Source organism: Pseudomonas sp. QC2, from assembly GCF_002859085.1.
Taxonomy (GTDB): Bacteria; Pseudomonadota; Gammaproteobacteria; order Pseudomonadales; family Pseudomonadaceae; genus Aquipseudomonas; species Aquipseudomonas petroselini.
This window is the reverse complement of record NZ_PKKS01000010.1, coordinates 136703-158314: the sequence shown is the minus strand read 5'-3', so window position 1 is coordinate 158314 and position 21612 is coordinate 136703. Positions and strand designations below refer to the sequence as shown.

Annotated in this window: 19 protein-coding genes and 1 pseudogene; 15 read left to right on the top strand and 5 right to left on the bottom strand. The window is 62.4% G+C overall.

Features of this window, described 5'->3' with window-relative positions; genetic code table 11:
• Positions 1-300: 300 nt before the first annotated feature.
• Genes QCBJ_RS10155 through QCBJ_RS10125 form a run of 7 tightly spaced genes read left to right on the top strand, consistent with a single transcriptional unit; the run spans position 301 to position 7116 of the window.
• Positions 301-1320: a LacI family DNA-binding transcriptional regulator gene (locus QCBJ_RS10155; protein WP_012724726.1), complete on the top strand. Its 1020-nt coding sequence runs from the start codon at positions 301-303 to the stop codon at positions 1318-1320.
• Positions 1304-2308 carry an ABC transporter substrate-binding protein gene (locus tag QCBJ_RS10150; RefSeq protein ID WP_093541726.1) on the top strand — a complete coding sequence of 335 codons (1005 nt, stop codon included), beginning with the start codon at positions 1304-1306 and terminating at the stop codon, positions 2306-2308. Before QCBJ_RS10155 ends, QCBJ_RS10150 begins: the two co-directional genes overlap by 17 nt.
• On the top strand, positions 2309-3127 hold the full coding sequence (locus QCBJ_RS10145) for an iron ABC transporter permease (RefSeq protein WP_012724724.1): 819 nt from the start codon (positions 2309-2311) through the stop codon (positions 3125-3127).
• Complete coding sequence (locus QCBJ_RS10140) at positions 3124-3918, top strand: ABC transporter permease (RefSeq protein ID WP_046034739.1); 795 nt, start codon at positions 3124-3126, stop codon at positions 3916-3918. Before QCBJ_RS10145 ends, QCBJ_RS10140 begins: the two co-directional genes overlap by 4 nt.
• Complete coding sequence (locus tag QCBJ_RS10135) at positions 3915-4946, top strand: ABC transporter ATP-binding protein (protein ID WP_012724722.1); 1032 nt, start codon at positions 3915-3917, stop codon at positions 4944-4946. The genes QCBJ_RS10140 and QCBJ_RS10135 overlap by 4 nt, the downstream gene beginning before the upstream one ends.
• 9 nt (positions 4947-4955) lie before the next feature.
• Positions 4956-5789, top strand: coding sequence for a phosphodiesterase (locus QCBJ_RS10130; protein WP_102060722.1), 834 nt, complete (start codon positions 4956-4958; stop codon positions 5787-5789).
• Positions 5790-5796: 7 nt separating this feature from the next.
• On the top strand, positions 5797-7116 hold the full coding sequence (locus QCBJ_RS10125; RefSeq protein WP_043205473.1) for an OprD family porin: 1320 nt from the start codon (positions 5797-5799) through the stop codon (positions 7114-7116).
• A 117-nt stretch (positions 7117-7233) separates the two neighbouring features.
• On the opposite strand, the gene QCBJ_RS10120 is transcribed toward QCBJ_RS10125, so the two are convergent.
• A complete protein-coding gene (locus QCBJ_RS10120; protein WP_102060721.1) occupies positions 7234-8877 on the bottom strand; it encodes a sensor domain-containing diguanylate cyclase in 1644 nt (547 codons plus the stop codon).
• A 191-nt stretch (positions 8878-9068) separates the two neighbouring features.
• Between QCBJ_RS10120 and metE the strand changes: the two genes are divergently transcribed.
• Positions 9069-11357 (top strand): 5-methyltetrahydropteroyltriglutamate--homocysteine S-methyltransferase, encoded by a 2289-nt coding sequence (metE, locus tag QCBJ_RS10115; protein WP_102060720.1) that lies wholly within the window; start codon positions 9069-9071, stop codon positions 11355-11357.
• Positions 11358-11606: 249 nt separating this feature from the next.
• Here metE and QCBJ_RS10110 read toward each other — a convergent pair whose 3' ends face one another.
• On the bottom strand, positions 11607-12761 hold the full coding sequence (locus QCBJ_RS10110; protein ID WP_102060719.1) for a DUF1624 domain-containing protein: 1155 nt from the start codon (positions 12759-12761) through the stop codon (positions 11607-11609).
• Positions 12762-12890: 129 nt separating this feature from the next.
• Between QCBJ_RS10110 and QCBJ_RS10105 the strand changes: the two genes are divergently transcribed.
• The 5 genes and pseudogenes from QCBJ_RS10105 to yfcF all read left to right on the top strand — a co-directional run bounded on the left by QCBJ_RS10105 (position 12891) and on the right by yfcF (position 18010).
• Complete coding sequence (locus tag QCBJ_RS10105; RefSeq protein WP_102060718.1) at positions 12891-13388, top strand: sigma-70 family RNA polymerase sigma factor; 498 nt, start codon at positions 12891-12893, stop codon at positions 13386-13388.
• Entirely contained in the window at positions 13385-14338 is a 954-nt protein-coding gene (locus tag QCBJ_RS10100) for a FecR domain-containing protein (RefSeq protein WP_102060717.1), read from the top strand. The genes QCBJ_RS10105 and QCBJ_RS10100 overlap by 4 nt, the downstream gene beginning before the upstream one ends.
• 90 nt (positions 14339-14428) lie before the next feature.
• The gene (locus QCBJ_RS10095) at positions 14429-16861 is read left to right on the top strand and encodes a TonB-dependent receptor (RefSeq protein ID WP_102060716.1); all 2433 of its coding nucleotides are present in this window, start codon (positions 14429-14431) and stop codon (positions 16859-16861) included.
• 192 nt (positions 16862-17053) lie between these two features.
• Positions 17054-17281 (top strand): annotated as a pseudogene (locus tag QCBJ_RS10090) (DUF924 family protein); the annotation flags it as partial.
• Between the two features lie 96 nt (positions 17282-17377).
• The gene (yfcF, locus tag QCBJ_RS10085) at positions 17378-18010 is read left to right on the top strand and encodes a glutathione transferase (RefSeq protein ID WP_102060715.1); all 633 of its coding nucleotides are present in this window, start codon (positions 17378-17380) and stop codon (positions 18008-18010) included.
• Here yfcF and QCBJ_RS10080 read toward each other — a convergent pair.
• Positions 17985-18257, bottom strand: coding sequence for a hypothetical protein (locus tag QCBJ_RS10080; protein ID WP_012724711.1), 273 nt, complete (start codon positions 18255-18257; stop codon positions 17985-17987). The two genes, yfcF and QCBJ_RS10080, sit on opposite strands and share 26 nt — an antisense overlap.
• Before the next feature lie 132 nt (positions 18258-18389).
• On the opposite strand from QCBJ_RS10080, the gene QCBJ_RS10075 reads away from it, so the two are divergent.
• Both QCBJ_RS10075 and QCBJ_RS10070 read left to right on the top strand, forming a co-directional pair.
• Positions 18390-19034 carry a hypothetical protein gene (locus tag QCBJ_RS10075; RefSeq protein WP_012724710.1) on the top strand — a complete coding sequence of 215 codons (645 nt, stop codon included), beginning with the start codon at positions 18390-18392 and terminating at the stop codon, positions 19032-19034.
• 45 nt (positions 19035-19079) lie between these two features.
• The gene (locus QCBJ_RS10070; protein ID WP_012724709.1) at positions 19080-19421 is read left to right on the top strand and encodes a hypothetical protein; all 342 of its coding nucleotides are present in this window, start codon (positions 19080-19082) and stop codon (positions 19419-19421) included.
• Positions 19422-20083: 662 nt separating this feature from the next.
• Here the strand turns inward: QCBJ_RS10070 and QCBJ_RS10065 are convergent.
• The gene (locus QCBJ_RS10065) at positions 20084-20830 is read right to left on the bottom strand and encodes a creatininase family protein (RefSeq protein ID WP_012724708.1); all 747 of its coding nucleotides are present in this window, start codon (positions 20828-20830) and stop codon (positions 20084-20086) included.
• Positions 20831-20862: 32 nt separating this feature from the next.
• Entirely contained in the window at positions 20863-21576 is a 714-nt protein-coding gene (locus tag QCBJ_RS10060; RefSeq protein WP_012724707.1) for a murein L,D-transpeptidase catalytic domain family protein, read from the bottom strand.
• Between the last annotated feature and the right edge of the window lie 36 nt (positions 21577-21612).

Sequence of the window (21612 nt, the reverse complement as noted above, 5' to 3'; positions counted from 1 at the left end):
GGTTTACGAGCGTAGCGCCAGAGTGTGACTGTTCAGGGGCCGACACCGTTTTTTTGCAGTGAGCGGGCTTGCCCCGCGCTGGGGGGCGAAGCCGTCCTGAATCCAGGCACCACGATTTTTCTGGAGCTCCGCGGCGTCCTTATTGGGGTGGCTTCGCCACCCAGCGCGGGGCAAGCCCGCTCACCACAGGTGCATGGCAGCAGTCCTTGGCTGACATCAAATCGTCATGTTCTCGGCACTGAACTGCCACATTCCCCCGCTACTGTCCTCGCCAATGAGATCGATCTCAAGCGAGTGACAATGACTGACCTGAAAGACGTTGCGCGCCTGGCTGGTGTATCCCGCGCCACCGCCGCCCGCACCTTTGCCTCCCCCGACCAAGTGCGCCCGACCACCCGCGAGCAGGTGTTCGCCGCCGCCCGTGAGTTGGGCTTCCGGCCGAACCTGCTGGGCCGCCAATTGCGCCTGCAAACCACCCAATTGATCGGCGTGGTGGTGCCTAACCTGCTCAACCCGGTGTTTGCCGAGCAGTTCCAGGCCATGGAGCGCGCTGCACGGTCGCGCGGCTACAGCCTGTTGCTGGCAACCACCGACTACAGCAGTGAACGCGAGTGCATTGTGGTGGAAGAGCTGCTGCGCCAGCGCGTCGACGGCCTGGTGCTGACGGTCACCGATGCCGAGAGCAATAGCGTGCTCAGCAGCCTGAACACCGAACAGACGCCGTTCGTACTGGCCTACCACCAACCTAGCAACCCCAACTACAGCGCCGTGTCGGTCGACAACCGCGCCGGCATGGCCATGGCAACCCGGTATCTGCTGGACGCCGGACACCGGCGCATCAGCATGGTCGCTGGCCCCGCTTTGCAATCGGACCGTGCCCGCCTGCGTTACGCCGGTTACTGCGATGCGATGAAGGAATACGGCCTCAAGAGCCGCCCGGTGATCGAAATGCCGGCCCACACCCAGGCTGAATTCGCTGCTATCGAACCTTTCCTACAGGGGGCCGAGGCACCCACCGCTTTGGTGTGCTCCAACGATTTCCTGGCAATCAGCCTGATCGCTGAGTTGCGCCGCAACGCTTGGAACGTACCCGAACAACTCTCGGTGATGGGGTTCGACGGCATCAGCCTCGGCACCCAGATGCACCCGACCCTGTGCAGCGTGGTGCAGCCCATTGCGCTGCTTGCCAGCACCGTGATTGACCAGTTGCTGGCGCAGATCGCCGGCAACGCCCCGATTTCCCATTGCCTGCCTTGCCACATTCGACCAGGCGACAGTACCCAACCCCATGAGGAGACCCTTGATGCGCGCACTCAGTAAAACCCTGGCAGCCCTGCTGCTGTGCGGTACGGCCAGCCTGGCCCAGGCCGCCGACACCGCGATTTGCTACAACTGCCCGCCGGACTGGGCCGACTGGGGCACTCAGCTCAAGGCCATCGCCGCCAGCACCGGCGTGCACGTGCCGCTGGACAACAAGAACTCCGGCCAGTCCCTGGCGCAGTTGGTGGCGGAAAAAGCCGCACCGGTCGCCGACGTCGTTTACTACGGCGTGACCTTCGGCCTGCAGGCACAAAAAGCCCAGGTGGTCGACACCTACAAACCCAAGGCCTGGGAGCAGATTCCGGCGGGCCTCAAAGACCCTGCCGGCCATTGGTTCGCGATCCACTCCGGCACCTTGGGCATCATGGTCAACGTCGATGCACTCGGTGGTTTGCCGGTGCCGCAAAGCTGGGCCGACCTGCTCAAGCCAGAGTACAAAGGCATGGTCGGTTACCTCGACCCGTCCAGCGCCTTCGTCGGCTACGTGTCGGCAGTGGCGATCAACCGTGCCATGGGCGGCGACCTCGACAACTTTGCCCCGGCCATCGACTACTTCCAGAAACTGGCAAAGAACGCGCCCATCGTGCCCAAGCAAACCGCGTATGCACGGGTGCTGTCCGGTGAGTTGCCGATCCTGGTGGACTACGATTTCAACGCCTACCGCGCGCGCTACAAAGACAAGGCCAACGTCGCGTTCGTGATCCCCAAGGAAGGCAGCATCAGCGTGCCTTACGTGATGAGCCTGGTCGCCAACGCGCCGCACCGCGCCAATGCCGAAAAAGTCCTCGACTTCGTGCTGTCGGACGAAGGCCAGGCACTCTGGGCCAAGGCGTACCTGCGCCCTGTGCGCCCGATGAAAATGCCGGCCGACGTCGCCGCGCAGTTCCTGCCCGACAGCGATTACGCGCGCGCCGGGGTGGTGGACTACGAAAAAATGGCCGCTGTGCAGGAAGCCTTCGCCGCCCGTTACCTGAACGAGGTCAAGTAAGTGGCAGCATCGGCAAGACATGCCGCCTGGGCACTGGCCCCGGCGTTTGCGGTGCTGCTCGCGTTCTGGCTGTTGCCGCTCGCGCACTTGGTGCTGCTCGGTGCCGAAAGCCGTGACAGCAACGGCAGCGGTTACTGGCAGGTACTCAGCAGCGCGCAGTACCTGGGCAGCCTTGGGCAAACCCTGGTGCTGGCGGTGGTGGTGACGCTGGTCGCGTTGGTGATCGGCGGCATCAGCGGCGTGTTTCTCGCCCGCCAGCAGTTCTTCGGGCGCTCGGCGCTGGTGGCATTGCTGACGTTTCCGCTGGCGTTTCCCGGCGTGGTGGTGGGCTTCCTGGTGATTCTGCTGGCGGGGCGCCAGGGCCTGTTTGCCGCCCTGGGCCTGCAACTGGCGGGTGAGCGCTGGATCTTTGCCTACTCGCTGGCGGGGTTGTTCGTGGGGTACCTGTACTTCTCGATTCCGCGGGTGATCCTCACGGTGATGGCCGCCTGCGAAAGCCTCGACCGCAGCCTGGAAGAAGCCGCGCATTCGCTGGGCGCCGGGCATTGGCGGGTGGTGTGCGATGTGATTGTGCCGGGCCTGGCGCCGGCGCTGGCGTCGTGCGGGGCGATTTGTTTTGCCACGTCCATGGGCGCCTTTGGCACCGCCTTTACCTTGGGCACGCGGCTGAATGTCACCCCGGTGGCGATCTACAACGTGTTTACCAACTACGCCAACTTTGCCGTGGCTGCCGCGCTGTCGGTGGTCCTCGGCGCGGTGACCTGGGCCGTGTTGCTGCTCACGCGCCGCCTGGTGAAAAACGCGGGGACTGTGCTGTGAAACGCTCATCGCTGTTTGTGATGCAACTGCTGTTTACCCTGCTGGTGTGTGCCTTCATGTTGGTGCCGGTGCTCATGTCGCTGCTGGCCGGGCTGACGCGCAATTTCTTTGTGGGCCTGTCCAGCGGCTTGACCTTCGATTGGTTGATCCAGGTGTGGCAGGCCTATTCGCCCACCGTGTGGCTGTCGCTGCAACTGGCGCTGGCCTGTGCCGTGTGCGTCTGCGTGATTGGCGTACCGGCGGCCTACGCATTGGTACGTATGAACAACCGCTTCAGCCGCGCTTTTGAAGAACTGATGGTGCTGCCGGTGGCCATGCCCGGACTGGCCAGTGCGCTGGCCTTGCTGCTCACCTATGGCCAGTTCGGCGGCTTCCGTAGCAGCTGGGTGTTCATTCTGGTCGGCCACGTGTTGTTCACCTTGCCGTTCCTGGTACGCCCGGTGATGGCGGTGATGCAGCGCCAGCAATTGCCGGTGCTGGAGGAGGCGGCGGCCAGCCTGGGCGCCGGTCCGATCAAGCGTTTCTTCAGCGTGGTGGTGCCCAACTGCCGGGCGGGGATCCTGGCCGGTGTGCTGATGGTGGTCACGTTGTCCCTGGGTGAGTTCAACCTGACCTGGATGCTCCATACGCCGATGACCAAGACCTTGCCCGTGGGCCTGGCGGACAGCTACGCCTCGGCGCGCCTGGAAATCGCCAGCGCCTACACCCTTATCTTTTTGCTGATGATCGTGCCGCTGCTGATCGCGCTGCAGGCCATCAGTGCCCGTTTGTCCCGTGGAGAGCGTCGATGACCGCTATCACTATCCGCCTGCAAGGCTGTCGCAAGGCGTTCGCCGACGGCACCGTGGCCGTGCATGACCTGAACCTGACCGTCGAAGGCGGCGAAACCCTGGCGATCCTTGGCCCGTCAGGCTGTGGCAAAACCACGACCTTGCGCCTGATCGCCGGCCTGGAACGCCCGGATGTGGGCCAGGTGTTTTTTGGCGATCAGGACGTGACCCGCCTGCCGATCGAACGCCGCGACGTGGGCATGGTGTTCCAGAACTACGCGCTGTTTCCCAACCTGGATGTGGCGGGGAATATCGTTTACGGCTTGAAGATTCGCGGCATGTCGGTGCCTGAGCGCAACAAGCGCTGCGACGAGTTACTGGAACTGGTGGGCTTGCAGCATCACGGCAAGCGCAGCATCCACGAGCTCTCCGGCGGCCAGCGTCAGCGTGTGGCCCTGGCCCGTGCCTTGGCGCCGCGCCCCAAGGTGTTATTGCTGGATGAACCGCTGGCGGCCCTCGATGCGCAATTGCGCGAACGGCTGCGCAGCGAACTGAACGAACTGCTGCGTGGGCTCGGCATCACCTCGGTGTTCGTCACCCACGACCAGGGTGAAGCCATGGCCCTGGGCGACCGCATCCTGGTGATGGAACACGGGCGTGTCGCCCAACTGGCCAGCCCACGGGACATCTACCAGAAACCGGCTAACGCCTTCGTCGCGGGGTTTGTCGGCAACCTCAATGCCTTCGCGGTGATCGAGCCTTCAGCGCATGGCTTGAAGGTCTGCGGCGGCGAGTTGCCGTGGCACGGAGCGGACCTGCCCAGCACGATTTACTGCCGCCCTGAACACTTGCGGGTGATGGAAGGAGAAGGGCATCTGCACGGCCATCTGCTGGCGCAGTTTTTCCAGGGCGCGCAAAGCCGCCTGCTCGTGGACGTCGGCGGCCCGCAACCGCTGCTGGTCGACAGCAGCGACAACCAGCTCTACACCGTCGGCGCGCCGATTGCCTTGGCGATTGCGCCGCACATGTTGTTCACCCTGAATGCTTGAGAACCTATTGTGAATCGTCCGTTTCTTGTCGCGCAGATCAGCGACCTGCACCTTAAAGCCGGCCAGCGCCTCACCTATGGCGTTGTCGACACCCTGGGCGCGCTGCGCCGTGCCGTCGACCACCTGAACGCCAGCCACCCGCGCCCCGATATCGTGGTGATCAGCGGTGACCTGGTGGATTTCGGCCGCGCCGATGAATACGCCGTGCTGCACCCTGAACTCGCCCGCCTGCAGATGCCCTGCTACCTGGTGCCCGGCAACCACGACACACGCGGTCCGCTGCTGGAGGCGTTCCGTGATCACCCCTATTTGCCCGCGTCGGCGGATGGCCCATTGGACTGGGTGGTAGACGACCACCCGCTGCGCCTGATCGGCCTCGACTCGACCATCCCGGGAGGTCACGGCGGCCAGTTACTCGACAGCCAACTGCAGTGGCTCGACGAGCAGTTGGCGCTGCGCCCGCAGGCGCCAACGCTGTTGATCCTGCATCACCCGCCGTTTATCAGCGGCATCGGCCACATGGACCGTGAACCTTTCATCAACGCCGCCGCCCTCGAGCAAGTCGTTGCGCGCCATCCGCAAGTGGAGCGCCTGTTGTGCGGGCACCTGCACCGGCCGATGCAGCGGCGTTTCGGCGGCAGTGTGAGTTGTGTGTGCCCCGGCACTTCTCACCAGATCGTGCTGGATTTGCAAGAAGCGGCGCCCGCGCATTTCAACCTGGAGCCGGCGGGCTATTTGTTGCATCGCTGGGAGGCGCAACAAGGTTTGATCAGCCACAACGGCGTATTCGGGGACTACCCGGGGCCGTATCCGTTTTATGACGCTCATGGGTTAATTGACTGAGGTTGTGATGAAAGCCACTTTGAATGTGTTAAGCGTATTGACCGGCGGCCTGGGCATTGCCTTGAGCCCCTTGGCTTCGGCTGATTTTTTGGGGGACAGCAAAGCCAACTTGAGCATGCGCAACTTCTACTTCAACAACGACAACCGTGACGGCGCCGCCGCCCCCTCGAAGACCGAAGAGTGGGGCCAGGCGTTTATCCTCAACTATCAATCGGGCTTTACCGATGGCACCGTGGGGTTTGGCCTGGACGCCGTCGGCATGCTCGGCGTGACCCTCGACAGCGGCGCCGGCCGCCATGTGGGCAGCTCGATGATCCCCAACGACGACGGCAAGGCCGTTGACAACTGGGCCCGTGGCGGCGCAACGGCCAAGGCGCGTTTCGCCAAGAGCGAACTGCGCTACGGCTACCTGCGTCCAAACCTGCCGATCCTGGTGAGCAACGACGGTCGCCTGTTGCCACAGTCTTTCGAAGGCGGGCAAATCACCAGCAAAGACATCGATAACCTGACCCTGACCGGCGGCCAACTGCAACACACCACCGGCCGCGGCTCCAGTGATCGCAGCGGCCTGGCGGCAGCGGGCGGTACCCAGGAAAGCAACACGTTCAACTATGCCGGTGCCGACTACCAGGTGACCAAGGACCTGATGGTCCAGTACTACTACGCCAACCTTGAGGATTATTACCAGCAGCACTTTGCCGGGTTGATCCATGTACTGCCGCTCGGTGATTACGGCTCATTGAAAACCGACCTGCGCTACTTCAAGACCAGCTCCGACGGCAAAAACAGCAGCGCCGCCGGCCGTGCCGAAGGCTACAAAATCAGTGGGTTTACCAAAAACGGCAACGGTGAAATCGACAACAACACCTGGAGCGCGGCGTTCATCTACTCCCTGGGGCCGCACGCGATTACCGCCGGTTACCAGCAAGTCTCGGATGACAGTAACTTCGCCCAACTCAACCAGGGTGGCCTGGTGAACAAAGGGGAGGGCGGCGCCAGCCTTTACCTCTACACCGACCGCACCGTGCAGACCTTTATCCAGGCGGGCGAGCGTACGGCGTTTGCGCAGTACGCCTACGACTTCGCGTCACTGGGCGTGCCCGGCTTGAAGGCCTCGCTGATGTACTTGAAGGGTGACCACATCCTCACCGCCAGCGGCAACGATGCCAGCGAGTGGGAGCGTGATATCTCACTGGATTACGTGGTGCAGAGCGGTACGTTCAAGAACGTCGGGTTTGGCTGGCGCAACGGCGTGTCGCGCAGTGAAGTGGCGCGGGACCAGGATCAGAATCGGGTGTTTGTGAGTTATTCGATTCCGTTGCTGTAACGGCACTTCAACCCTAACCCTGTGGCGAGGGAGCTTGCTCCCGTTGGGCTGCGCAGCAGACCTGAAAAAGCGGGAGCAAGCTCCCTCGCCACAGCAAGCGGCCTCTTCACAGCAGTCTCAGGCCACGCGATTCCTGCCCGCCGCTTTAGCCTCATACAATTGCATATCCGCCCGCTTGAGCAGCGCCGAGGTGTCGCGGTCCGAAGGCTCGGCCACCCCTACGCCGATACTCACGGTCACATGACCGACGGTTGGAAACACCGCCGCTTCCACGGCTACGCGGATTTTCTCGGCGACCACGTCGGGGCTGTCGGGTTCTTCGACTTCGGGCAGCAGCACCGCGAACTCCTCACCACCGTAGCGCGCGACGAAGTCGGTGGCGCGGGTGGTGTTTTTAATCAGGGCGGCCAATTGGCACAGCACGTCGTCGCCGATGGCGTGGCCGTAGCTGTCGTTGACGCGCTTGAAGTAGTCGGCGTCGATCAGCAGCAGGGCGAAGGTACGGCCGGTGCGTTGGAACAGCAGGCTGTTTTCGGCGAGTTTTTCATCGAAGCGGCGACGGTTGTAGACGCCGGTCAATGCATCGTGGGTCGCGAGCTTGAGCAGCTCGGCATTGGCTTGGGTCAGGTCGGCGGTGCGTTGCGCGACGGTGGCTTCCAGGGATGCATTGGCGTCCTGCAGCTGACGTTCCTTGGACAGCAGGGACTGGGTCATGCCCGTGAGCGAACGGCCTAATTGGGCGATTTCCAGCACGGGGTGTTCCTGGGGGAAGGCTGCGCCAGGTTGATTGTCTTGCACCTGTTTGGCGGACCGCACCAGGCGTTCGATCGGACGGCTGAGGGTGGACGCCAAGTAATAGGCGACGAGCCCGAACACCAAGGCTGCGATCACGCCCAGGAGCAACAGCTTGTACAGCAGCAAGCGCGCCGGTTGCAGCGCGACATCCAGGGGTTGGCGCACCACGATGTACCAGCTCACTTTTGCATTCGACGGGCTGGGTACCGCCACCGAGGCGGTGACGTAGCCGTTGCCGGTGGACCAGCCGGACGGTTTGCCCAGGTTGGCCTGCGGCATCGGCTCACCGGCCAGTACTTGCGGGTAGAGCACTTTGCCGTCGAAGTCGACAATCAGGGCTTCAAGGTCGGGCAGGGCGTCCTTCTGCATCACGGCGGAGTCGACGATTTGCGTGACCCACTGCCAATGCGCATGGGCGCCCAGTACGCCGATGGTTTCACCTTGTGCGTTGCGGATCGGCGCGGCGAAATCGATAAAGCGCAATGGCTCGCCATTCGTGGCCCCCGGCAACAGCTTGGCCAGCAGCACGGCTTCATGGGGATCGCCGGCGTACTCGCCGCGCATCCCCGCCTGGAACCACGGCCGTTGCTGCACCGACTGATTGACCAGCAACCCGTTGACCGCCTGGTGCACCTTGCCCTCGGCGTCGGCCACCCCCATCCACGCATACTCGGCGCGCGATTGGGTGCGCAGTTCCATTAACGTGAGGATATCCGGCGCGTCCAGGTTGCCCTGGCGAAACAGCGGTGCCTTGCTCAGCAACGACACTTCCAGTTGCCGCTCGCGCAGTTGCACGGCCAGCAGCGCCGCCGTGGAACGGGCGGTGCTCAACAGCGTATTGCCGCTGGCCTGCTTCACCTGTTCAGTGGCGATATGGCCCACATAGAAGCCCACGCTCAACAACGTGAGTAACGATAAGCCGGCGAACCAGAGGGTCAGGTGACTGCGCAGGCTGGCTTTGATCATGAGGGCTCATTCGGTTGAGTGTTTTGACCCATGGTATGCGTATTGGATGGGGTGCGGCCAGCGAACGATGGCGTATCACTGGCCGTAAACATGAATAGATCTTGTGATCATCTCAAATTAAATGAGTTTGTCTCATGATGAGTGTGTGCCGACAATGGCTGCCATCAATATCGACATTGGAGTTGTAAGTCATGGCAGTCGCTCATTCCCTCGGATTCCCGCGTATTGGACGCGACCGTGAACTGAAAAAAGCGCAGGAAGCGTTCTGGAAGGGCGAGCTGGATGAAGCCGGCCTGCGTGCCGTTGGCCGTGACCTGCGCAAGACCCATTGGGACCTGCAAAAACAGGCCGGCATTGAACTGCTGCCCGCCGGTGATTTCGCCTGGTACGACCAGGTACTGGCGCACTCGCTGATGTTCGGCGTGATCCCCGAGCGTTTCCGCCCAGCCGATGGCAAAGCCACCCTGCACACCCTGTTCGGCATGGCCCGTGGCGTCAGCGACAGCTGCTGCGGCGGCGCCCACGCCCAGGAAATGACCAAGTGGTTCGACACCAACTACCACTACCTGGTGCCTGAGTTCAGCGCTGACCAGCAGTTCCACCTGGGTTGGGAGCAACTGTTCGAAGAAGTGCAGGAAGCCCGCGAATTGGGTCACAACGTCAAGCCCGTCGTCATCGGTCCATTGACTTACCTGTGGTTGGGCAAGGCCAAGGGCGGCGACTTCGATAAGCTTGACCTGTTGGAGCGCCTGCTGCCGTTGTATGGCCAGATCTTCCAACGCCTGGCTGATCTGGGGGTGGAATGGGTGCAGATCGACGAGCCCATCCTGGTGCTCGACCTGCCGCAAGCGTGGAAAAACGCGTTTGAGCGCGCCTACAACCTGATCCAGCGCGACCCGCTGAAAAAGCTGGTGGCCACCTACTTTGGCGGCCTTGAAGAAAACCTCGGCCTGGCCGCCAACCTGCCGGTCGATGGTCTGCACATCGACCTGGTGCGTGCCCCGGACCAGTACCCGACCATTCTCGACCGCTTGCCGGCTTATAAGGTGCTGTCCCTGGGCGTGGTCAACGGCCGTAACGTCTGGCGCTGCGACTTGGAAAAGGCCCTGGCCACCTTGCAGCATGCGCATGAAAAACTGGGGGATCGCCTGTGGGTGGCGCCTTCCTGCTCCTTGCTGCACAGCCCGGTCGACCTGGGCCGTGAAGATAAACTGGATGACGAGCTCAAGCGCTGGCTGGCATTTGCCGTACAGAAGTGCGCCGAAGTGGCGGTATTGGCCCAAGCAGTCAGCGCGCCCGAGGCGCCCAACGTACTCGCTGCCCTGGCTGAAAGCCGCGCCGTGCAGGCTGCGCGCGCTGCTTCACCGCGTATCCACAAGCCGGCCGTGCAGGCCCGTGTGGCGGCGATCACCGCCAAGGACAGCCAACGCCAGTCGCTGTTTGCCCAGCGTATCGAGCAGCAACGTGCCGGCCTCAACCTGCCGTTGTTCCCGACCACCACGATCGGTTCGTTCCCGCAGACCGCGTCGATCCGTCTGGCGCGCCAGTCGTATAAGGCCGGCAAGTTGAGCGAAGCCGAGTACGTCGAAGCGATGCACAGCGAGATCAAGCACGCGGTTGAAGTGCAGGAAAACCTCGGCCTGGACGTGCTGGTACACGGGGAAGCCGAACGTAACGACATGGTCGAATACTTCGCCGAGCAGTTGGACGGCTATGCGTTCACCCGCTTCGGTTGGGTGCAGAGCTACGGTTCGCGCTGCGTGAAACCGGCGGTGATTTTCGGTGACCTGAGCCGCCCGAACGCGATGACCGTGGAGTGGATCCGTTACGCCCAAGGCCTGACCAGCAAGGTCGTGAAGGGCATGCTCACCGGTCCCGTGACCATGCTGATGTGGTCGTTCCCTCGCGAAGACGTGAGCCGTGAAGTGCAGGCCCGCCAACTGGCCCTGGCGATTCGTGACGAAGTGGTGGACCTGGAAGCCGCCGGCATCAAGATCGTGCAGATCGACGAAGCTGCGTTCCGTGAAGGCCTGCCGTTGCGCCAGGCACAGTGGCAGCACTACCTGGACTGGGCCACCGAAGTGTTCCGCCTGTGCGCCTCGGGCGTGCGCGATGAAACCCAGATCCACACCCACATGTGCTACAGCGAGTTCAACGACGTGATCGAGTCGATCGCGGCAATGGACGCCGACGTGATCACCATCGAGACCTCACGCTCGGACATGGAGTTGCTGGACGCGTTCGAAGCCTTTGCGTACCCGAACGACATCGGCCCGGGCGTCTACGATATCCACTCGCCACGCGTGCCGGATGCCTCGGAGATGGCCAACCTGCTGCGCAAGGCGGCCAAGCGCATTCCAGCTGAGCGGTTGTGGGTGAACCCGGATTGCGGGTTGAAAACCCGTGGCTGGCCGGAGACGGAAGCGGCGTTGATTCACATGGTGACGGCAGCGCGTCAACTGCGGGCTGAACTGGCTTAACGCCTTCTAGAACGGTGGGAGAAGGCACGCCCTAATGCCCGTCAGTTAAGAAGTAGAAAGGGTAAAAAGTAATCTGTGGCGAGGGAGCTTGCTCCCGTTGGGCCGCAAAGCGGCCCCAGCTCTTTGCTCGAAAAAACCGGGACTGCTGCGCAGTCCAACGGGAGCAAGCTCCCTCGCCACAGGTACAGTGTTAGCCCTTAACTGACGGGCATTAGGGCACGCCCCCTCCCACAGTTGGACGGTGCCAGGTCAGAGGTATTTGAGCCAGGCCAGGTCGCGGCGGCGTGCCTTGAGCGCCGCAAACCAGCGCACCGGTGGATAGAGTGCCAGCGGTAACAGCAGCGCCACCAGCCAGATGGCGCCCATACTGTCGAAGCCGAAGTAGTTGCCGTGATTGAGGCCAACCAGCGCCACGCAGGCGACGTAAAGGACTTTCAAGACATACAAGTGCAGCAGGTAGAAGAACATCGGCGCGGCGCCGAACGTGGCCAAGATGCCAATCCAACGTTTTTGTCCCGCGCGTTCAAACGCCAGCAACAGCAACAAGCCGATCCCCAACGTCAGCGCCAGGAACAACAGCGAAGGCGGGTACTTGGTGACGTTGAAAAAGCTCATCAGCGTCTGCACGCCACTGTCATACGCCTGCCAAGGCTTCTCGCCATACCCGTTGGCCGTCCGCAACAGCACGAATCCCACCAACGCCCCCACACCGCCGAGCAACAGATAACGTTGGCGCAGCGCCGGCTGCGTGCCATTGGCAAACCACGGGCCCAGGCCGTAACCCAGCGCAATCACGCCAATCCACGGCAGCACCGGGTAGGTTGTGCGCAGTCGCAGCGAATCGCCGACCTCAATCCAACTGCGCTCATGCAGGATCGTCCACGGAATCTGCAAGGCCGAACCCGGCTCGAAGTGCACGCCATCCAACAGGTTGTGCCCGCCAATGATCACCAAAGCCAACCCGATCAACAGCGGGCGCGGCAACCACACCAGCGCGGCCAGCGCGAGCATGCTTACGCCAATCGCCCAGATCACCTGCATATAGATCACGCTGGGCGGCAGTTGGAAGGTCCAGGCGAAGTTGACCAAGGTAAATTCGAGCACCACCAGGAAGAGCCCGCGCTTGAACAGGAATGCCGACACATCGCGGCGGCCCTGGTATTTCTGGCCGTAGAGCCACGCCGACAACCCCGTGAGCATCACAAACACCGGCGCGCACAGGTGGGCGAGGGTGCGGCTGACAAACAGCACCGGCTCGGTGCTGTCGATGGTCATCGGGTCGCTGACCTGGCGGTGCAGCAGGAAGGTCTCGCGCACGTGGTCCAGCAGCATGAACAGGATCACCAGGCCGCGCAGGGCGTCGATGGAAAGCAGGCGTTGGCGCAAGGGGGCAGCATCGGTCATGGGCGCGATCACAGTGCGGGACGGAAAAGGGGCGTTATCCTATAACATTAATTTGCGCGTTGCCGCGTTTCGTTGTGCAGATTAGAATGCGATCAATTCTTAATTACTCTCTGGTCCCCGGTGATCTGCATGTCGTCTTCGCTCAATCTGCCTGTCGAGGCGCTGTACTGCGAACACCACGGATGGTTATACCGCTGGCTCGACCGCAAGTTGGGCAACGCCAGCGATGCGGCCGACCTGGCCCACGACACCTTCATGCGCCTGCTCACCCGGCAGCACAGTGCGGGCTTCGGCAGCGAGCCGCGTGCGTTGCTCACCCATATCGCCAAGGGCTTGATGATCGACAACTGGCGCCGCCAGGAAGTCGAGCGCGCTTATCTGGAAACCATTGCCCACTTGCCGGAGCAGGAGGTGCCGTCGCCGGAAACCCGCTGGCTGATTCTTGAGGCGCTGTACCGCATCGAAGCCATGCTGCGCGATTTGCCGGACAAGACCCGCCAGGCCTTCCTGATGTCGCAGATCGATGGCCTGACGTACGCGCAGATCGCCGAGGAATTGAAGGTGTCGCTGGTCTCGGTCAAACGCTACATGCGCGATGCGTTCCTGGCATGCCTGAGCGTGGCATGACCCCGTCCATCGACCCGCTGATCCTCGGCGAAGCCGCCGACTGGATGGTGCAGTTGCAGTCCGGCAGCGCCACCGACGAAGACCGCCGCGCCATCGCCCAATGGCAGGGCCGCAGCGCCCAACACGCCCAGGCCTGGCAACGGGCGGAGGCGATCCTGGGCGACTTCAACAGTGTGCCGGGCGCGATTGCCGGCGACACCCTCAAGCGCATCGGCCGTAAGCAATCGCTCGGCCGTCGCCAGGCCCTCGGGCTGTTGCTGCTGGCGGGGCCGGCGACCTGGTTGGCTTATCGGCAAAAGCCGTGGCAGCCGTGGACCGCCGACCAACACACCGCCATCGGCGAGCAACGCCACCTCACTTTGCCCGACGGCACGCGCCTGCTGATCAACACCGCCAGCTCGTTGAACATCTCTTTTACCGATCAGGTGCGACGTATCGAGTTGCTGCAAGGCGAAGTGATGATCACCACCGCCAAGGACCCCGCACCCCGCCATCGTGCGTTTATCGTGCAAACCCGCCACGGCACCGCCCGCGCCCTGGGCACGCACTTCAGCGTTCGAGTGGCGGAGCAGAGCAGCCGCGTGGCGGTGCTTGAAGGCGCGGTGGAAATGCTCCCGGAGCATGCCCGCCATGGGCTGATCCTCAAGGCCGGCGAGCAAAGCGCATTCGGCAGCGACGGCGTGGCTGCGGTGCAGCCGCTGGAGATCAGCGCAACCACCTGGGAAAACGGCATGCTGCTGGCCCAGCAGATGCGCTTGGCGGACTTGCTCGATGAACTGGGACGCTACCGTCACGGCGTGTTGCGCTGCCACGACAGCGTGGCCGGGCTGACCGTCTCCGGGGCGTTCCCCTTGCGAGACACCGACGCCAGCCTGCGTCTGTTGCAGGAAACGCTGCCGGTCAAGGTCAGCAGCCTGACTGGCTACTGGGTGACCGTTGAGCCTCGCTGAAATTATTGTCGATCTTCGCTGATACCTTTTTCGTTGTCGCCCGGTGTAGGGGAGAACCCTCAACTTTGCAGCGCGCCGACAGGAATCCCCATGACCTTCACACCGCACCCCATCCGCCCCTTGAAGGCCTTGAGCCTGGCCGTTGCCCTGGCAGCCATCGCACCGTTGCACAGTGCCGTGGCCGCTGACGCGGCGTCGACCAGTGCGGTGCGTAGCTACACCCTTGCGCCGGGGCCGTTGGGCAACGTACTGGCGCAGTTCGCGGCGTTGTCCGGGGTGCCGTTGTCGTTTGATTCCACACTGCTCAATGACCAGCAAAGCGCCGGCTTGCAGGGCCGTTTCACTGCACAAGCGGGCTTCATGCAGTTGTTGCAAGGCAGCGGTTATACCCTGCAAAGCACCGGCACCAACGGCTACACCGTGGTGCCCGAAGCGACGGGCGATGCGTTGCAGCTGGGTGCGACCACCATCAGTGGGGAGAGCGGGGCGCAGGCGGACACCTACGCCGGCGGCCAGGTCGCACGCTCGGCGCGCCTGGGGGTGTTGGGCACTCGTTCGATCAATGACGTGCCGTTCAGCGTGGTCAGCTACACCGCCAAGACCATCGCCGACCAACAGGCGCGCACGGTGGGCGATGTGCTGCTCAATGACGCGTCGGTGCGCCAGTCTTCCGGCTTCGGCAACTTTTCCCAGGTGTTCACTATTCGCGGCCTGCCGCTGAGCACCGATGACATTGCCTTCAACGGCCTGTACGGCGTGCTGCCCCGGCAGATCGTCACCACGGAGGCGTTGGAGCGGGTGGAGTTGTTCAAAGGCCCCAACGCGTTCGTCAATGGCGTGTCGCCAGCGGGCAGCGGCATCGGCGGCAGCGTCAACCTGGTGCCCAAGCGCGCCGAAGACGCGCCCACTCGCAGCGTGACCCTCGACACCACCACCGATGGCCAGCGCGGCGGCCACCTCGACCTGGGCCAGCGGTTTGGCGAAGACAACCGCTTCGGCGCGCGGGTCAACCTGGCCAGGCATGGCGGCGACACGGCCATTGAGGATGAATTCAAAAGCTCGCAACTGGTGGCCGTCGCCCTGGATTACCGTGACGATCGCCTGCGCATTTCCACCGACTTCGGCTACCAGAAAGAGCGCATCAACAACGGTCGCTCGGTGGTCTACCCCAATGGCACCCAAGTGCCGAAGGCGCCGTCAGCCAAGCACAATTACGCCCAGGACTGGAGCTGGTCGGAGCTGGAAGACACCTACGGCATGTTCAATGCCGAATACGATTTGAATGAAAGCTGGACCGCCTATGTGGGCGGCGGCGCCAAGCATACGCGGGAGAATGGCCAGTATTCGTCGCTGTACGTGGGCAATGATGGCAGCGGGCGTGTGGGCTTTTTGTACTCGCCTCACGATGAAGATAACAAGAGCGCCATGGCCGGGTTGAACGGGCATTTCAACACCGGCCCGGTGAGCCATCAGATGAACGTCGGTTTGTCGGGGATCTGGGGCGAGCAGCGTTCGGCCTTCGAGGCGATCCTGCAGGCCAACCGCCGACCGGGCAATCTGTACAACCCGACCCAGATTCCGCGCCCGAGCGTTACTTACTTCGGCAGCGATATCCATGACCCGCGTGTCGTCGGCAAGAATCGCATCAAGAGCGCGGCGGTGTCCGACACCCTGGGCTTTATCGATGATCGCGTGCTGCTGACCCTGGGCGTTCGGCGCCAGACCCTCGAGGTGGATGCATGGAACACCACCACGGGAGCGCGCAACGCCAACTATGCCGAAAGCATCACCACGCCGGTGTACGGCCTGGTGGTCAAACCGTGGGAGCACGTGTCGTTCTATGCCAACCGCATCGAGGGGCTGGCCCAGGGACCGACGGCGCCATTGAGCAATGTCACCAACCCCGGCGAGGTCTTTGCGCCTAACCGCAGCAAGCAGACGGAAGCCGGGGTGAAGCTGGATTGGGACAGCGTTGGCGCCACCTTGGGCGTGTACCGCATCGAGCAGCCGAACAGCTCCACGTCGCGCCTGCCCGGCAATAGCCTGGACACCTTCAGTGTCGACGGTGAGCAGATCAACAAAGGCGTGGAGCTGAACGTTTTCGGCGAACCGGTTGACGGCCTGCGTCTACTGGCCGGCGCTACCTGGATGAACACCGAATTGAAGAACACCTCCAACGGCCTCAGCGACGGTAACCGCGCTGCCGGCGTGCCGCGCTTCCAATACAATGTGGGCGCCGACTGGGACATTCCCGGCCTCCAGGGCGCCGCCGTCAACGCGCGAATGCTGCGCACCGGGGGCGAATACGTCAACGCCACCAACACCCTGAGCATCCCGGCCTGGACCCGCGTCGACCTCGGCGCCCGGTATGGCTTCAAGGCCGACGACAAGTACATCACCCTGCGCGCCAACGTCGAGAACGTGGCGAACAAGGCCTATTGGGCGTCGGCGTCGACGGCCAATAACTACCTGACCCAGGGCGAGCCGCGCACCGTCAAGCTCTCGGCAACAGTGGACTTCTGATCGGTAACCACGCTTGTCTCTGGCTGGCGGGCTTGTTGTGGTGAGCGGGGCAAGCCCGCTCACCACAATTGACACCGGGTTTCTGCTACCGTCGAGGGATTCGATTGAGAGTAGGTAGCGACAATGAGCAATGACACCCCGCACTCCGTCATCGACTTCTGGAAAAACGCCGGCCCCAAACGCTGGTTCGCATTGCGTGCATTCTGCTACCTGCCCTTCGAACATTCGGAAGACCCGGCGGATCAGCAGCGCTCTCTGGTTCTCAACCAGCCACTGGGCGCCACTACCTACCATTGGGCCAAGGAACATGCCGAGATCATCCAGCGGTTCGGGCGTTTTCCCCATCGTAATGAGGTGCTGGCTCGGGCGACCTCAGACGAAGAGCGCGTTTTCCTGAACAAGGGCGGGTTTGCGGGCTAGCCCGGTATTCCGCCGAGGAATGCCCCCATAAAAACAGCGCATTGTCTTTCTGGCGGCACATCTCGTAGCGTGGTGCTCCCTTCAAGGAGATTCGTCATGAGCCAGCGTCCGTTGCGTCTGTATGTTGATCATCTGTACACCAGCCCCTACGCCATGTCGGTGTTTGTCGCCCTGCGGGAAAAAGGCCTGGCGTTCGACACGCTCACCCTGGACCTGGATGCCGCGCAACAGCACGCGGCCGACTTCGCCCACCTGTCCCTGACTCAGCGCGTCCCCACGTTGGTAGAAAGCGATTTTGCGCTCTCCGAGTCTTCAGCAATCACCGAGTACCTGGAGCAGGTTTATCCCGAGACCCCGGTGTACCCGGCCGACCCCCAGCAGCGGGCGAGGGCGCGCCAGGTGCAGGCGTGGCTGCGCAGCGACTTGTTGCCGATTCGGCAGGAGCGCTCGACCCTGGTGGTGTTCTACGGGCAGAAGATGCCCCCACTGAGCGCCGAGGCTGAAGCGGCGGCCGCCAAGTTGATCAGTGCGGCGCAAGCGCTGCTGGCGAATAATCCGCCTTACCTGTTCGGTGAGTGGTCCATCGCGGACGTGGACCTGGCGGTGATGCTCAATCGCCTGATCCTCAACGGCGACCGCGTGCCTGCCGAGCTGGTGGAGTACGCGCAGCGTCAGTGGCAGCGGCCGTCGGTACAGGCGTGGGTCAATCAACAACGCCCTGCGCTGTAGCCTGTTCAGTGATGTGCACGACGCGGCGGTCCAGGTCCTCCCAGTCGGCCATGCCCAGCACCCGCGTGGTGTTCAGGCCACGCAGGTAGCCGCGTAATTGCTGGGCGCTGGCGTTGATTTGATCAGCGCCCGCGGCCTCATCCTGCAGCACGTCTTCATAGTCGACCAGGTAATCGGCGACGCGCTCGCGAAATTCCGGTAGGACGGCTTCGCGGATGCGGTCGAAGGTTTTCTGGTGAGGCTTCATAGCGTGGTCCTTATAGGTTTTATGGGTGCACTATCGGTTCAGATAATAGTCACCATCACGGATCGCAAGTTCTGTTTTTGCAGGAAAAGCGGAAAAATCACCCCATCGAAACGCTGTTCAAGGAAATGCGCGATGAGGACGTTTATTCAGCTTGTCTTAATGATGTTGATGCTTGGCACGGTCGCGATCAACAACGCGGCAAGTGCCGATGATCTGCGTTCGGGCCATTTGCTCCCTCTCGGCGCTAGCGTAGAATCCCTGCAGCACGCGCAGTCGGTGGGTGTGTTGTTGAGCGATAACACCCGCGACAACCTCAGCTACCTTGAACGCTACCACGACATGGCCTTGAATGGCGCCAAGGATGCCCTCGACGGACGCATCCGCCAGGCGTTCGTCAACAGCTCCGACCCGGAACTGGCCATCGACTGGTTGATGAGTTCGCTGCAAGGCACTTTTTTGTCGGTGACGGTCTACGACAGCCTGGATGCCTTGGTGCAGGCTCACCCCGATGTGGTGGTGATGCTCGACACCCATAACCAACTGCTGACCCAGCGTAACGACCAGGTCGAGGCGCGGTTTATTGCGCGGTTCTACGACGCGAACCTGCAATACATCGCCAAGGCCGAAGGCTCGGTGCATAAGCAGGTGCCGTCGGTGTGGGTACATGACAAGGCTGCACCGGAAATTGCCGCACAGATCGAGCAGCAGCGGGATGTGCAGCTCGATGCCTTGAAGCAGTTCGATGTGTCGCTCAAGGCGCTGCTTCGCGCTGGATAGTGGCGGCTTGATGTGAACCTTTATTTTTATTGTCAGGAATTTTTCATGCGCTCTTTTTTCGCCCCGGCCTTGGCCTTTGCTTCCTTGTGGCTGGCCGGTTGTGTGTCCGCCCCCAACGCCCCGACCCTGACCCTGCAAACCAGCAAGGGGCCTGAAGCCTATGTGCAGTGCGTGCTGCCCAAGCTGGAAAAACATGGGATCACCTCGACCGTGACGCAGAACTCGCGCCACGCCAAGGTGGTGTTGACCAGCAAGATTGCGGCCGATGATGTGCTGGAAGTCTATAAGTCCCAGGAGGGCGGCAAGGTGTTTCTGTATGAGCGCAAGCCGCTGGCGTCGGCGATCAAGCCGTCGCGGTTGGAGCAGGCGGCGCAGGAATGTATGTGATTCCAGGCAATACATAGCCAATGTGGGACGGGGGGGCCGCCCGATGGCGGTGTGTCAGTCGATTCACAACGCTGGGTACGACGCTGGACCTGTGGCGAGGGAGCTTGCACCCGTCGGCGGCCTGACAGCTGACCAGGATGTTGGATCAGCACGAGTACATATCCGTTATTTAGGTCACGGCTGCTATGGGTTCCGCCCTTACGGCGGGTCACTTTTGGAAGAGCGCCAAAAGTAACCAAAAACGCTTCGCCCCAACACTCGGCACCTCGCCTAGGCTCGGTGTGCCCTCACTCCGGCTTGAATCCGTGGGTCGCCGCCACGCGCCATCCATGGCGCGGGGCGGCTAACCCGGCGTCCTGCCGGGTTACCCACGGATTCAAGCCTGCGTTCGGCCAGCGTGTTTGACGGGGCGCCTCAGATCAAGATCAAAAGCAAGAGCACGGCGGCCTGGTAGCCGACCTGAGTGGTGTAGATCAAAAGCAGATTTGATTGATCTCTCAGGCCAGAGTGGCGGGCTTGGAGCTGGCCGGTTTTTTACTGTCGATCTCGGTTGAGTGTGGGAGGGGGCTTGCCCCCGATGGCGGTGGGGCAGTCACAGGTGCATTAGCTGACACACTGCTATCGGGAGCAAGTCTCCTCCCACAGTTTGATTCAGATAGGGATCAGGGTTTGGCTTCGTTACTGAAACTGTTGACTGCCTTGACCAACCCTTGCGCCGCCAACGCCACCAACTCCCCACCTTTCTCCACCGTTGCCAGCGCCGGGTCCGAGCCCATGCGCCCGTCGGGGAAGCGTGCACGGAAGTCCAGTGCTTCACGGATCGGCCCGGTGTTGGCGATTTGCGGCGAGTAGTCGGCGGTCTTGATCGACTCCGGGTACGCCCATTGCGTCACCGCAATCTCCGATGGCGTGGCATGGCTGCCGTGGCCCACCGGGAATTGGCGTTGGGCCAGGTCGGTCACGCCTTCCAGGTCCCACCAGTTCACCAGCTTCAGCGCGAACCCGGCCGGCCGGCGGGCGAAACTGGCTTCGGCGTATAGCTCGGAAAACGCCGCTTCAATGGTGGCGATATTGCCGCCATGGCCGTTCAGAAACAGAATCTTCTCGAAACCATGCCCGGCCAGCGAGCGCACCCAGTCGCCGATTGCGGCGATGAAGGTGGAAGGGCGCAGGGAAATGGTGCCGGGAAAGCCCAGGTGGTGCTGGGCCATGCCGATATTGAAGGTCGGGCCGATCAGGATGTCCGCGTGCTGCTGTGCTTCATGGGCGATGATTTCCGGGCACATCCAGTCGGTGCCGAGCAGGCCGGTGGGGCCATGCTGCTCGTTGGAGCCGATGGGGATTACCACCGTGCGGCTGCGTTCCAGAAACTGGCCGATCTCGATCCAGGTGGATTGATGTAGAAGCATGCGTGGCTCTCTTTTTTATCGATGGGAACAGGCTATCCGCCACGGATTGTACGACTACTCGCCACCTGTTGGGGTTTGCAATTGAGGTACGTCGAGGACTTCAACCAGCGCTGGTCGGGGTACCACGAAAACATGAACTGCCCATCCTTGAGCTTATCCACCACCTGGCGCGCCACCTGCGGGCGCACGGCGGGGCAGCCCTGGCTGCGGCCGATACGGCCTTCGCGCTTGCTCCACAGCGGGCTGACGTAGTCGGCGGCGTGGATGACCAGGGCGCGGTCGCGTGCCTGGTCGTTGAAGCCTGGCTCGAGGCCATCCATGCGCAACGAGTAGCCGTGGGTGCCCAGGTAACTCTCCTGGGTGCGGAACAGGCCCAGGCTTGATTGGTGGCTGCCTTCGCGATTGGAGAACTGGGTGGCGAAGTTTTCCCCGGAGTTGGCACCGTGGGCGACCAGGTCGCGCAGCACCAGGGTCTTCTTGCGCAAATCGAAGATCCACAGCCGACGGGCGGTCGAGGGCTGTGAATAGTCAATAACCGCTAGGCGCTCGGAACGTTCCTCGCCGTTACTGACGGCACACTGCATGGCGCTCAGGGCGCTTTTCAGTACAGTGGGATTGAGTTCTGGAGCCGAGCGCGCCAGGCTGCTATATAAGTTAGGAGGAATCCCATTGGCCGCGAGCGCAGAATTGCTCAACGTAACCAGGGACAAGGCGATCAGGCCTAAGCGACACAATAAAGTCAGCATCTACAGTACATCCCCCCGCTGTGGATTGGAGCTAAG

Excerpts from the sequence above, each read along its gene's own strand:
- QCBJ_RS10155 (WP_012724726.1), top strand. The coding sequence starts at position 301 with ATGACTGACCTGAAAGACGTTGCGCGCCTGGCTGGTGTATCCCGCGCC.
- QCBJ_RS10150 (WP_093541726.1), top strand. The coding sequence starts at position 1,304 with ATGCGCGCACTCAGTAAAACCCTGGCAGCCCTGCTGCTGTGCGGTACG.
- QCBJ_RS10135 (WP_012724722.1), top strand. The coding sequence starts at position 3,915 with ATGACCGCTATCACTATCCGCCTGCAAGGCTGTCGCAAGGCGTTCGCC.
- QCBJ_RS10125 (WP_043205473.1), top strand. The coding sequence starts at position 5,797 with ATGAAAGCCACTTTGAATGTGTTAAGCGTATTGACCGGCGGCCTGGGC.
- QCBJ_RS10120 (WP_102060721.1), bottom strand. The coding sequence starts at position 8,877 with ATGATCAAAGCCAGCCTGCGCAGTCACCTGACCCTCTGGTTCGCCGGC.
- metE (WP_102060720.1), top strand. The coding sequence starts at position 9,069 with ATGGCAGTCGCTCATTCCCTCGGATTCCCGCGTATTGGACGCGACCGT.
- QCBJ_RS10110 (WP_102060719.1), bottom strand. The coding sequence starts at position 12,761 with ATGACCGATGCTGCCCCCTTGCGCCAACGCCTGCTTTCCATCGACGCC.
- QCBJ_RS10105 (WP_102060718.1), top strand. The coding sequence starts at position 12,891 with ATGTCGTCTTCGCTCAATCTGCCTGTCGAGGCGCTGTACTGCGAACAC.
- QCBJ_RS10100 (WP_102060717.1), top strand. The coding sequence starts at position 13,385 with ATGACCCCGTCCATCGACCCGCTGATCCTCGGCGAAGCCGCCGACTGG.
- QCBJ_RS10095 (WP_102060716.1), top strand. The coding sequence starts at position 14,429 with ATGACCTTCACACCGCACCCCATCCGCCCCTTGAAGGCCTTGAGCCTG.
- yfcF (WP_102060715.1), top strand. The coding sequence starts at position 17,378 with ATGAGCCAGCGTCCGTTGCGTCTGTATGTTGATCATCTGTACACCAGC.
- QCBJ_RS10080 (WP_012724711.1), bottom strand. The coding sequence starts at position 18,257 with ATGAAGCCTCACCAGAAAACCTTCGACCGCATCCGCGAAGCCGTCCTA.
- QCBJ_RS10075 (WP_012724710.1), top strand. The coding sequence starts at position 18,390 with ATGAGGACGTTTATTCAGCTTGTCTTAATGATGTTGATGCTTGGCACG.
- QCBJ_RS10070 (WP_012724709.1), top strand. The coding sequence starts at position 19,080 with ATGCGCTCTTTTTTCGCCCCGGCCTTGGCCTTTGCTTCCTTGTGGCTG.
- QCBJ_RS10065 (WP_012724708.1), bottom strand. The coding sequence starts at position 20,830 with ATGCTTCTACATCAATCCACCTGGATCGAGATCGGCCAGTTTCTGGAA.
- QCBJ_RS10060 (WP_012724707.1), bottom strand. The coding sequence starts at position 21,576 with ATGCTGACTTTATTGTGTCGCTTAGGCCTGATCGCCTTGTCCCTGGTT.